This window comes from Azospirillaceae bacterium (assembly GCA_028283825.1).
Classification (GTDB): domain Bacteria; phylum Pseudomonadota; class Alphaproteobacteria; order Azospirillales; family Azospirillaceae; genus Nitrospirillum.
Map to the genome: position 1 here is coordinate 1277432 of JAPWJW010000001.1, position 11837 is coordinate 1289268.

General features: G+C 66.0%; 11 protein-coding genes. 5 read left to right on the plus strand and 6 right to left on the minus strand.

Going from position 1 to position 11837, the window contains the following annotated elements; translation table 11 throughout:
- The first annotated feature begins 10 nt into the window (after positions 1-10).
- Complete coding sequence (locus PW843_05150) at positions 11-427, plus strand: D-Ala-D-Ala carboxypeptidase family metallohydrolase (GenBank protein ID MDE1145996.1); 417 nt, start codon at positions 11-13, stop codon at positions 425-427.
- Here PW843_05150 and PW843_05155 read toward each other — a convergent pair.
- From PW843_05155 to PW843_05170, 4 genes are all read right to left on the minus strand, one after another.
- Positions 424-738, minus strand: coding sequence for a hypothetical protein (locus tag PW843_05155; GenBank protein ID MDE1145997.1), 315 nt, complete (start codon positions 736-738; stop codon positions 424-426). The genes PW843_05150 and PW843_05155 overlap by 4 nt on opposite strands.
- Before the next feature lie 120 nt (positions 739-858).
- Positions 859-1797 carry a response regulator transcription factor gene (locus PW843_05160; protein MDE1145998.1) on the minus strand — a complete coding sequence of 313 codons (939 nt, stop codon included), beginning with the start codon at positions 1795-1797 and terminating at the stop codon, positions 859-861.
- On the minus strand, positions 1790-5257 hold the full coding sequence (locus PW843_05165) for an ATP-binding protein (GenBank protein MDE1145999.1): 3468 nt from the start codon (positions 5255-5257) through the stop codon (positions 1790-1792). The genes PW843_05160 and PW843_05165 overlap by 8 nt, the downstream gene beginning before the upstream one ends.
- A 211-nt stretch (positions 5258-5468) precedes the next feature.
- On the minus strand, positions 5469-6629 hold the full coding sequence (locus PW843_05170; protein ID MDE1146000.1) for a porin: 1161 nt from the start codon (positions 6627-6629) through the stop codon (positions 5469-5471).
- Positions 6630-6980: 351 nt separating this feature from the next.
- Here PW843_05170 and PW843_05175 point away from each other — a divergent pair, with 351 nt between their 5' ends.
- The 3 genes from PW843_05175 to PW843_05185 all read left to right on the plus strand — a co-directional run bounded on the left by PW843_05175 (position 6981) and on the right by PW843_05185 (position 8891).
- Positions 6981-7187 (plus strand): antitoxin, encoded by a 207-nt coding sequence (locus PW843_05175; protein ID MDE1146001.1) that lies wholly within the window; start codon positions 6981-6983, stop codon positions 7185-7187.
- A gap of 9 nt (positions 7188-7196) precedes the next feature.
- Complete coding sequence (locus PW843_05180; GenBank protein ID MDE1146002.1) at positions 7197-7472, plus strand: type II toxin-antitoxin system RelE/ParE family toxin; 276 nt, start codon at positions 7197-7199, stop codon at positions 7470-7472.
- Positions 7473-7595: 123 nt separating this feature from the next.
- Positions 7596-8891, plus strand: a complete 1296-nt coding sequence (locus PW843_05185) for an MFS transporter (protein MDE1146003.1) — start codon at positions 7596-7598, stop codon at positions 8889-8891.
- 9 nt (positions 8892-8900) lie between these two features.
- Here the strand turns inward: PW843_05185 and PW843_05190 are convergent, their stop codons facing one another.
- A complete protein-coding gene (locus PW843_05190; GenBank protein ID MDE1146004.1) occupies positions 8901-9536 on the minus strand; it encodes a YbhB/YbcL family Raf kinase inhibitor-like protein in 636 nt (211 codons plus the stop codon).
- A gap of 342 nt (positions 9537-9878) precedes the next feature.
- Between PW843_05190 and PW843_05195 the strand changes: the two genes are divergently transcribed.
- Complete coding sequence (locus PW843_05195) at positions 9879-10844, plus strand: GlxA family transcriptional regulator (protein ID MDE1146005.1); 966 nt, start codon at positions 9879-9881, stop codon at positions 10842-10844.
- A 5-nt stretch (positions 10845-10849) separates the two neighbouring features.
- Here the strand turns inward: PW843_05195 and PW843_05200 are convergent, their stop codons facing one another.
- Complete coding sequence (locus PW843_05200; protein MDE1146006.1) at positions 10850-11503, minus strand: AraC family transcriptional regulator; 654 nt, start codon at positions 11501-11503, stop codon at positions 10850-10852.
- Between the last annotated feature and the right edge of the window lie 334 nt (positions 11504-11837).

Sequence of the window (11837 nt, forward strand, 5' to 3'; positions counted from 1 at the left end):
GGAGACCCCCATGCCCGACGTGCTTTATGGTACGCATCCGGTCAGCGATGCGGCGCTCCGCGATCTATTGCAGAAAATCGCAGATATCTTGAACTGCCAAGTTATCGTGACCAGCGGGGATCGCATGTCGGTTCCTAAAGGTGGGGCTAAAAACAGCCTTCACTTGATGGGCCGCGCTGCCGACATTCATGTGCAGGGCATGAGTGATTCAGAGCTTTTCTTGAAATTGAGGTCGAAGCGCGCGGAAATCTTCGGAGCCTCGTTGGGAACGCCGATGGCATGGCAGATTTTGCTACATGGCAAATATACCAGGACTGAGGCTCCGCACTTGCACATCGGGGACCCTACGGCTCAATCAACGGCTTTCCGGGGTTTTGTTGAAGAGGGGACGGTTCCTGGTCAGGCCTATTTCGTGGTCGAACATTAGCCGTCACCCAGCACCGGACCCCATACCGTTATCGGTTTGCCGGTGCTATTCTTTATCTTCCAACGCGATATATTTTTGCTGGAGAAGTCATTCCATTCGAGGATGGAGGCTTGCCAGTCTTTATCCAGGCGCCAGCATTTCCCTGATGAGATCAGTTTTTGCTGATCAGCGTCCTTCTTGTTCAAGGACACGAAGTCGGCTTTGGTGCGGCAAACCAAGGGAGGGGCGCCAGCGTAGACATCAGCGTAGGCGGCCTTGAGAGACAAAAAAGCTGGGAATAAGGCCAAAATAGCGTATGGCGCGCGGCTCATCGTCCTCTCCGCCCTGAAACCTGGATCCAGGATGGGATCCCATCGTGAAGAGAGCTAGATCCTCTTGGGATCATATCAATGGCGCAATAAGCGTTTGTCTTTCCATCTTTGGGTAGTGGATCACCCCGCCATCACCCGCACCGCCACGGCCGCCGCCGACGCCCGGTTCTCCACGCCCAGTTTCACGAAGATCTGTTCCAGGTGTTTGTTCACCGTGCGGGGGCTGATGCCCAGGATGTCGCTGATGTCGCGATTGGATTTGCCGTGGGCGATCCAGACCAGCACCTCGGCCTCGCGCGCGGTCAGGTTCAGGGCCTGTTGCAGGGCGTGCTCATCACGGCCGGCGCCGGTTTCGCTGATGCGGAACAGGAATTCGTCGGGTTCGGTCTGGCTGAGGTAGGCGACCTCCAGCCGGCGGCTGTCGTCGCCGTTGATGATGATGGGCTGGCCGCCGTCTTGCGCCAGGCGGGCCAGGCGGTCCACCACCTCCGCCGGCAGGGCGCCGGCGTCGTTGGCGGCCAGGGGAAAGAATTCAGCCAGCAGGCGCTGCGCCTGGGGCGTGCACCAGCGCAAAAGCCCCCGGCCGTCGGCGGCCAGCAGATAGCGGCCGGTGGTGTCCAGCGCCACCTGGGCGCCGTGGGCCACGCGGGCGTTGGCCAGGTGCACGCGGATGCGGGCCATCAGCTCGTCCACCACGATGGGCTTGGTGACGTAATCGACGCCGCCGGCCTGCAGGCCCTGCACCACGTGTTCGGTCTCGCTCAGGCCGGTCATGAAGATGACCGGCAGGTGGGCCAGGGCCTTTTCCCGCTTCAGCCGGCGACAGGTCTCAAACCCGTCCAGCCCGGGCATGACCGCGTCCATCAGCACCAGGTCGGGGGTCACCGCGCTGAGCAGGGACAGGGCGCTTTCGCCGTCCGTCGCCACCAGCACGGTCAGGCCCGCCAGGTCCAGTGCGTCGGTCAGGAATCCTAAGGTTTCCGGGGTGTCGTCCACCACCAGCACGGTATCGCGCCGGCCGGGATTGGCGCCCGTGGAGGCCTTCGCCGCGTCAATCATCGGCGTCCCCCAGGACGGGGTTCGTGCGGGCATCGTCATGCTTCTCTCCCGTATCGGGGGGACGGTCGGCGGCAACGCGGGCGCTTTCCAGGATGGCCATGTAACGCTTCATATCGAAGGCGCGCACCAGGGTGCGCAGGTGGGCGGCGAAGGCGGCGGTGGTCGCATCCTCCCCCTCCAACTCGCGCAGCTTGGCCTCGATGCCGCGCACATGGCCGATGCGGCCCAATTGCCACAGGGCGTCCAGGTGGGGCAGGGCGGCGTCGGGCACACTCTCCGGTGCCGCGGGGAGCGATGGTGTGGCCGGCACCTCATACACCCATTCCAGGCCCAGCAGGCCGCCGATGCGGTCCAGCAGGGCGTCCACGTCCACCGGCTTGATGATGAAGGCGTCGTGGTCGGCCGGCACGCCCTCCTCCCCGCCGGCGGCGGCGCGGCCGGGGGTGTAGTCGTGGGCGTTGGCCGACACCATCATGATCTTCAGGCGCGGCAGATCCAACTGGCGCAGGGCTGCCGCCGCCGCCCACCCCGTCATGTGGGGCATGGAGATGTCCAGCAGGGCCAGGTCCGGACGGCATTCCCGGGCCAGGTCCACGCATTCCCGCCCATCGCGGGCGGTGAACAGCAGGAAGTCCAGCGGGCGCAGCAGGTTCTGGATCAGGCCAAGATGGTCGGCATCGTCATCGGCCACCAGCACGCGCTGGCGCGGGCCGGCATAGCCGTGGATGCGGCGGGCCGCCGGTGGGTCATCGGGACCCGACTGCGCCTCAGACAGCAGCAGGCGCACGGTGAAGGTGCTGCCCTGGCCGGGCGTGCTGGCCACCGAGATCTCACCCCCCATGATGCGGGTCAGCAGCCGGGTGATGGTCAGGCCCAGGCCGGTGCCGGGCACGGCGCGGGCGCTGGCGTTATGCCCGCGCTCGAACGGTTCGAAGATGCGTTCCATATCCTCGGGCAGGATGCCGAAGCCGGTGTCCGACACCTCGAACTCCGCCACCTGGCTGCGATAGCGCACGCGCAGGGTGGCGTGGCCGGCGCTGGTGTATTTCAGGGCGTTGGACAGCAGGTTGATCAGGATCTGGCGCAGGCGCTTCTGGTCGGTGTGGACGAAGGCCGGCAGATAAGCCGGGCGCTCGTAATGGAAGCGAATGCCCTTGGCGGCGGCCTGCAGGCGGAACATGTCCACGATCTGGTCCAGGAATTCCACCAGCCGCACCTTGTCCCGGTTCAGACGCAGCAGGCCGCTTTCGATCTTGCTGATGTCCAGCAGGCCGTCCACCAGGTTGGACAGGTGCTCCGCACTGCGGCGGATGACGCGCACGCCATCGGGGTTGCGGATGCTGGTGTCGCGTTCCAGCAACTGGGCATACCCGAAGATGGCGTTCAGCGGCGTGCGGATCTCATGGCTGATGCCGATGATATAGCGGCTTTTGGCCACGTTGGCGGCCTCCGCCACCTCCTTGGCCTTTTGCAGCGCGGCGTCGGTGCGCTCATGCGCCTCGATCTCCTCCATCAGCATGCCGGTCTGGCGGGCGGTCTCCTCTTCCGCCACCCGGCGGCTTTCCAGCGCCAGGACCAGCAGCCAGGCGGCGACGCCCGAGACGATCAGCACGGCGAAGAAAACGATCCACAGCGTGGTTTCCACCACGGCTCGCGCGTCCGGCACCGCGGCACCGTACTGCGTGCCGATGAAGGACAGCACGCCGCCGTTCACCAGGGTGAAGATGGCCATGACACCGATGAAGCGCGCGGTGCGGGTGCGGGCGCCGCCGGCCATGCGGGCGGGCAGCAGGCGTTCCATCACGCGGGCCAACTGGTCGGTGAGGCGGCCTTGCGGCTTGCACAGGTCGTGGCAGCGGGAATCCAGGGTGCAGCACAGCGAACAGATAGGGCCGGCGTAGGCGGGGCAATGGGCCATGTCCTGCCGCTCGAACACGTTCTCGCAGATGACGCAGCGCACCTCGGCGGCGTTGGCGGGCAGGCCGGTATCGCGTCGCGCCAGGTAGAAGCGGCCCCGGGTCGCCTTGGCGATGATGGGCGCGGCCACGAAGGCGGTGGCCAGGCCGATGAAGGGCCCCATGGCCTGGGGCAGGGGGCCCAGCAGCGGCCCGAAGGCACCCAGGGAGGCGAGGGTGGAGGCCACGACCGACAGGCCCATGGCGCCCACGCCCACCGGGTTGATGTCGTACAGATGGGCGCGCTTGAACTCGATGCCCGGCGGGCTGAGGCCCAGGGGCTTGTTGATGACCAGGTCGGCCGTCAGCGCGCCGATCCAGCCGGCGGCGAAATTGGCGTACAGGCCCAGGATGCCGCCGATCACGCGGAAGATGCCCAGCTCCATCAGCAGCAGGGCCAGCACCACGTTGAACACCAGCCACACCACCCGGCCCGGATGGCTGTGCGTCAGGCGCGAGAAGAAGTTGGACCAGGCGATGGATCCGGCATAGGCGTTGGTGACATTGATCTTCAGCTGGCAGGTGACGACGAACAGGCCGGTCACCACCAGCGCCGTGGTGGGGGAGGACAGCATCTCCTGAAAGGCGATGTAGAACACCTCCGTCGGCTGGGTCGCCTGTTCCGAAGACAGGCCATGGCGCAAGGCCACCACCGCCAGGAAGGATCCGGCCAGCAGCTTCAGGCTACCCATGGCGACCCAGCCCGGTCCCGTGGCGATCAGGGCCGACCACCAGGCCCAGCGCCCGGTTTTGCGCAAGGTGGGCAGGAAACGCAGGTAATCCGCCTGCTCCCCGATCTGGGGCAGCAGGGACAGCAGCATGCTGGCCGCCATGCTGAACAGCAGCGGATCGATATGACCGTCGGCATGGCCCAGCGTTCCCGGGAATTGCCGCCAGGCCGCCAGGTCGGCACGGTGGTTCAGTGCCAGGTAGGCCAGTGGTGCCAGTTGCAGCACCAGCCAGATGGGCTGGGTCAGCAACTGCATGCGGCTGATCAGGCGGATGCCGTAGACGGCGATGGGGATGACCACCAGCGAACTGATGATGTGGGCCAGCCACAGCGGGATGCCCAGCGCCATTTGCAGGGCCGCGGACATGATGCTGGCCTCGATGGAGAACAGCAGGAAGGTGAAGCTGGCGTAGATGAGCGAGGTGACGGTGGATCCCAGGTAACCGAAGCCCGCCCCCCGGGTCAGCAGGTCGATGTCCACGCCATAGCGCGCGGCGTAATAGGTGATGGGCAGGCCCACCAGGAACATCAGCAACGCCACGGCCAGGATGGCGGCGGTGGCGTTGGTGTAGCCGTAGGTCAGGGTGGCGCTGCCGCCGATGGCCTCGCACGCCAGGAAGCTGATGGCGCCGAAGGCGGTGTTGGCGACACGGAAGGATGACCAGCGCCGCGCCCGCGTGGCGGTGAAGCGCAGGGCGTAGTCCTCCAGCGTCTGGCTGGCGGCCAGCTGGTTGTATTGGCGCCGTTCCCTGACGATACGCTGCCGCGCGCTCATGCCCCCGCCCCCACTGCCATCGCCCCCATGCCCTGTTTGTCCAAAAGGGACGCCCCGCGACCGACTTTAACGGTCGCGGGGCCGCAAGGAAGCCCCCCGGGCATGCCCTGATGCGGAAATGCCGGGATTGGATGGGCAAGGGTGGCCGTGGCCGCCGGCAGGATAAGGCCGGCGGGCGCGCCGCCCCATGGGGCGTTTGACGTATGGGGTGTCAGAACTGCAACTGCACGCCCAGGACGACGGAATTGCCATCCGGCTTGCCGGTGGTGCTGGTCATGACATAGTCGGCGCTGATGCGGGCGTTGTGGCCGTCGATGATGTAGTTCAGGCCCAGGTCGGTCTGGCTGGTGGAAATGCCGGTCAGGTCGGCGTCGAAATGCTGGTAACGGGCCACCGGCTGGAACTGGCCCCAGCCGATCTTGGCTGGAAGCAAGAAGGCGCCGCCGATTAGGTAGGCGGTACCCTGGGTCAGGCCGCCAACATTCGCGGTGGAGCCGGCGCCGCCGAAACTGGTGGGCACGTCGGCCACGCCGCCGGTATCGTACTGGTAATAGGCGCCCTCCAGGGTCACGACGCCGATGCCCTCCAGCTTTTTCTCGAACAGGCCGTCCACGTTCCAGGCGGCATAGTCGCCATGGCGGCCGATGGTGCCCACGCCATCCGCCTGGTACTGCCCGGCGAAGGCCAGGGTCAGCACATCGACGGCGCCGTAATAGGTGCTGCTGGTGTAGTAGGCGGGGTCGGGTTCGGGATCGAGGAAGTTATAGGCGACGCGGCCGGCGTACAGCAGGTTGTCGGACTGGTTGCTGGCGCCGCTGATGCGGTTATGTCCCTCGAACGCGCCCACGGAATAGACCAGCTTCTTGTCGAACAGCTTGCCCCACACGGTGGCGCCGTCGTCGCGGCCGTCGAACTTGGACGGGTATTGCGAGACCGTGCCGGGATAGTTCCAAGTGTTCAGGAAATAGGGGCCGTCCAGGTTGGCGCGGTCACTGGGCGGCAGCATGCGGCCGGCCCAGACGTTGATGCCGTCTGCCGGCTCGAACTGGGCGTAGCCGTCCAGCACCTTGATGTCACCATCGCCGTCACGCTCGGTGTTGAAGGTGGCCTTGATCGTGGGCGTCAACTGGCCGCTGATGTACAGACGCACGCTGTCCAGGTTGAAGTCGGCGGAGCGCGACTTGCCGTCCGGCGCCCCGTCCTCCGTGCTGGTGAAGCTGGCGCGCAGGCCCAGGCCGATGGTGATGGACTTGTCGCCGTCGGAAATGGTCTCGCCAGCGTGCGCCACGCCCGACAGGGCGGGCAGGGCGATCGCCGTGGTCAGGAGGCCCGTGCGCAGGCGGCGCCGGGCCGCGGTGATGATACCCGTCATGATGTTGCTCCCCCGTCCTTGCTGTCCCGTTGCCGTTATCGGTGCCAGGTCACATGCCCGGCGTCGGCTTCGGAGGGAGGATGGAAGCGGAGGAGCCAAATCCTAATACGTCAAACTGCGTATGTTTTGTTTGCTGGCTGGGTTGTAGAAAAGCATTCATGGATTCAGGATTATGGGCGTGGCAATAGACGATGGTGGCGCGGGCGAATCTGTGGTCATTTCTCTTTGCGCCGGGTGCCGCCGTCTTGCCGCCTCTCCCTGCTGCCAGCCTCATTGGCAGCAGGGCGGTCTTGAAAGCGCTGAATCAAAGACCACCTGCTGTCCGTCGCCAAAGTCTGTTATGGTGGGCTCATGAGCGCTTTATCTCCCATCGTTTCGGAACATGAGTCCGAAGAGGCGGCGGTCCATTATGATCGCTGGTTCCGGGAGAAAGTGCGCGCCAGCCAGGAAGATGACCGCCCCCTTATCCCCCATGATGCTGTCATGGCGGAGATGGACGACATTATTCGGGCTGCGGAGGAACGGGCGCTCAGACGCAATTCCACTTCGTCGAAGTGAGCGTGCCATATGTTGATCATTTCCTGGCGTGATTCAGCCCGGAATGACTTGGCGCGTATTATCCAATTCATCGCTGAGCGAAATCCCCCTGCCGCCCGTCGTATGCGGCACGTGATCGAGGGGGCCGTCCTTCCCACGGCCGAACACCCGTATTTGTTTCGTCCTGGTCGGGTTCCTGGGACGCGCGAGGTCGTGGCCCATCCGAACTACGTCGTGGTCTATCAAGTAACGGAGACCCAAGTGGAGGTACTGGCCGTTTTGCACACGCGCCAGGATTATCCCTGAACAGTGGTGGTGGAGCAGCATCTGGCCGATGCCGCCGGCGTAGAGTGTCCTTGACCGCGAACGGTTCACCCGCCATACCCATGGATCAGATTGATGCGCCTGGGGAATGGGGGCGGAAAGAATATGTCCAAAGCAGCGGTGGGCGGGCCTTCGGCGGCGCGCGTCCTGATGGCCAGCCTGGTGGGTACGGCCGTTGAGTTCTACGACTTCTACATCTATGCCACCGCCGCCTCCCTGGTGTTCGGGCCGCTGTTCTTTTCGGCGGCGTCCCCCTCGGTCCAGTTGCTGGCCGCTTACGCCAGCTTCGGCGTCGCCTTCGTGGCGCGGCCGCTGGGGTCCATCGTCTTCGGCCATTTCGGTGACCGCATCGGGCGCAAGTCCACGCTGGTGGCGTCGCTGCTGCTGATGGGGGGATCGACGGTGGCCATCGGCTTCCTGCCCACCTACGACAGCATCGGCTGGGTGGCGCCCTTGCTGCTGTGCACGCTGCGCTTCGGCCAGGGTTTCGGCCTGGGCGGGGAATGGGGTGGTGCCGTGCTGCTGGCAGTGGAGAACGCGCCCGCCAGCCACCGTGCCCGCTACGGCATGTTCCCGCAGATCGGCGCGCCGGTGGGCTTCATCGCCGCCAACGGCCTGTTCCTGCTGCTGGGTGAATTCCTGACACCGGCGCAGTTCCATGACTGGGGCTGGCGCCTGCCGTTCCTGGGCAGCGCCGTCCTGGTCCTGTTGGGCCTGTGGGTGCGGTTGAAGCTGACGGAGACCGCCGCCTTCGCCAAGGCGCTGGAGGAGGGGCCGCCGCCCACCGTGCCGCTGGCGGAGGTGGTGCGCGGCTTCCCGCGACAGATGCTGGGCGGCACCTTCGCCGCCATCGCCTGCTTCGCCCTGTTCTATCTGGCGACGGCCTTCGCGCTGGGTTACGGCACCACGACGCTGGGCTACAGCCGCACCACCTTCCTGGGCGTGCAGCTGGGGGCCATCCTGTTCCTGGCCGCTGGCATCGTCACGGCGGGTTATTGGTCGGACATGGCCTCGCCTCGCCGGGTGCTGATGGCCGGTTGCGCCCTGACGGTGGTGGTGGGCTTTGCCCTGGCGCCCATGATGGGCAGCGGCTCGCTGGCCCTGGTCGCCCTGTTCCTGTGCCTGGCGCTGTTCGTCATGGGCTTCGTCTACGGTCCCTTGGGCGCCTGGCTGCCTGGCCTGTTCCCGGCGCGGGTGCGTTACACCGGCGCCTCCATGACCTTCAACCTGGGCGGCATCCTGGGCGGCGGCCTGACGCCGGTACTGGCGGCGGACCTGGCCCAGCGGGGCGGCCTGGCCTATGTGGGTTTCTACCTGGCCGTCGCGGCGCTGATCAGCCTGGCCGCCCTGTACCCCTTGCGGGCGCCCGTGCCGGAAGCCGTGACCGCCGGCGCGGATTGACGACGCCCCTCACGTGCCCAGAAGGGCCGGGTTCAGGGAATAACCCGCCACCATGCTGGCCCGCTCCAGCACATGGCCCGTCATGGCCAGCAGCGTGGCGGTGGCGGTGATGGGCCCCATCAGCGGCAACCTTGGGATATCCAGGGCGTGGATGGTGAAGATGTACCGGTGGAAGATGCTGTCGTTCCACGGTGGGTTGGGGCCGTCATACCCGTAATAGTCGCCGTTGCGGGCCCAATCCTCCTGCAGCAGCACGGTGAGGTCGTTCAGGCCATGCCGCAGGCCGGCCTCCGGGGCGGCCGGTCCCGGTTTGCCCCGGTTGACGATTCCGGCGCTATGGCGGCCTTCCTTGATCTCCCGCACGCGAAGCGGAATATCCAGCAGGATCCAGTGGTGGAAGGGCACGCGGGGAAGGTCGGGTGACAGGGTCCGCCCCTCCCGGTTGGCATCCTGCCACAGGCTGGGCGCGTCCGGACTGTGCATGGTCAGCACGAAGGACCGCGTACCGGCGGGCGGATCGCTCCAGGCGATATGGGGATTGCGGTTCGGGCCCGGGCGAACCCGACCGAAAGGCGATGTCACGGCGAAGGCATGGGCGTCGGGAAGGCGGCCGCCGTCACTGAAGCTGTTGCTGCTGATCTGCATAGGGCTCCTTTTTCACACCAACATTGGTGGCGAGAAAAAGAGCAATACTCAAGTGAATTTCAATTTGATGGTCTAAGGGCTAAGGCCCGTTCGGGGTGCACCGGCGTCCAACGCACCCCTTTCGATACGCGGAGTAGCGCGCCGCGTTACGCCATGGAGTGTACACATGCGACAAATTGGCGCATGTTCTGGCACTGTCGGTATCGCGGTGGCCGCTGTTCCAGCATGCCTCAGATCCCGTTGCGGCGGGTGGGAAACGGTCGCCAATAAGCACTTCCCGATGCCATACAGAAGGGGCGGCGCCTGTCGCCGACTGTAACGGCAGCCCGGATCCAGTTCCTCATGCGCAGTATCGCCATCGTCATCTTCCCCGGTGTCCAGGCACTGGACGTGGCGGGCCCTCTGGATGTTTTTGCCGAAGCCAACGGCTTCCTGCCGCCGGAAGACCACTACGGCATCACCGTGCTGGGGACGGAGGCGGGACCCTTCCGCGCCTCCAACGGCATGCGCATGGTGCCGGACCGGGTGATCGATCCGGCCGCCGACCGCTTCGACACGGTGTTGGTCGCCGGCGGGCCGGGCCTGCCGGCGGCGCCGATCGATGCCCGGCTGGTGGATTGGCTGCGGGATGTCACCCCACGTTGCCGGCTTTATGGATCGATTTGCACAGGTGCTTTCGCGCTGGGGGCCGCCGGCCTGCTGGACGGGCGCCGGGTGACCACCCACTGGCAGAACGCGCCGGCATTGGCCGAGCGTTTCCCGCAGGCCCGGGTGGAACTCGACCGCATCCACCTGCGTGACGGGGCGCTTGTCACCTCCGCCGGGGTGACGGCCGGCATCGATCTGTGCCTGGCGCTGGTGGCGCAGGATCATGGGCCGGCGCTGTCGCTGGCCACGGCCAAGCGGCTGGTGGTGGTGGCGCAGCGCCAGGGCGGCCAGTCGCAGTTCAGCCCTTATCTGGCCCTGCCGGCGGATGAGGAATCCCCCGTCGCGCGGGTTCAGGCCCACATCATGCGGGACGTGGCGGCGGACTACACGGTGGAGGCCATGGCGCGCATCGCGGGCATGAGCGCCCGCAACTTCGCCCGCATTTTCGCCCAGACCACCAAGGTCACGCCGGCGGAATTCGTTGAGCGGGCGCGGATCGACAGCGCCCGGAATCTGCTGGAGGGTGGCGGTCTGCCGATGAAGGCCGTGGCGCACCACAGCGGTTTCGGCAGTCCCGACCGCATGCGTGTCGTGTTCGTGAGGCGGCTGGGCATGACGCCGGGCCAGTACCGGTCCAGCTTCCGGTCCGTGCCGGCCTGAACCGTTCACGCCATGGCGGCTGATTCCTCGTGCCTCGGTTCTTCCCGCCACTGCCGGCGCCAGGTGCTGGGGCTGATGCCCACGATGCGGCGGAACAGCTTTGAGAAATGCGCCTGGTCGCACAGGCCGCAGGCCAGCGCGATCTGGCACAGCGGCTCCGCCGTGGTCAGCATCATGTGCTGGGCCTGCTGGATACGCCGCTGCACGACATAGGCATGTGGCGGCACGCCGAAGCTGCTCTTGAACGCGCGGGAGAAGTAACGGGTGCTGAGGCGGGCGACGTCGGCGCAATCGTCCATGCGGATGGTGCCGCCCAGGTTGGCGTCGATGTGGCCGACCACCCGGCGCATCTGCCAGGGGGCCAGGCCGCCCCGCGCCGGGGCGGGTGGGTCCCCGGCGGCGGCGACGCCCCGTGCCGGTGCGGGGGAAATGTCGGTGGCCCGGATAACGCGGGGCCGGACGCTCCGCCCATCACGCAAACCCTCCTGGCGCAGGAAAGCCACAGCCTGGGCGATGCGGGCGCGGGCCGCATCGCGGTCGCGGTCCAGGATGTCGCCGGCATCGTCCAGCAGCTTGACGACGATCGCCGCCACCCAGCTGTTATCCATGGTTGCGGGCGGATTGGTCGCAAACTCCGCCGTCGTGAATGTCCCCGTCATGCCCCAACCCTCCATCCCCCGGTTTCTGCCGCCCCCGATTGTGCAGGGGGTGTGGGGCGCAAGCGAATTAAGTCCTGTAATTTGTTGTAAGCCGGCTGCGAAGGCTGCGAAAATGGTGTGTCATCGGATCGAAATATTGATCGGATGGGGATGGTTTAGGCGAAAACTGCGCATTTTTTTCAAATCTGGTTGCCATGAGGTGATATCGCCTTCCTGGCCGATTGCCGGATTCTGCATCCTGGGTCAGCATCACTTTGCAGCCGTTGGCGACAGCCCGCGGCCATTGCCGATTTGATTCATATCGTTTGGGCCATACCGTTTTGGTGGGCTGTTT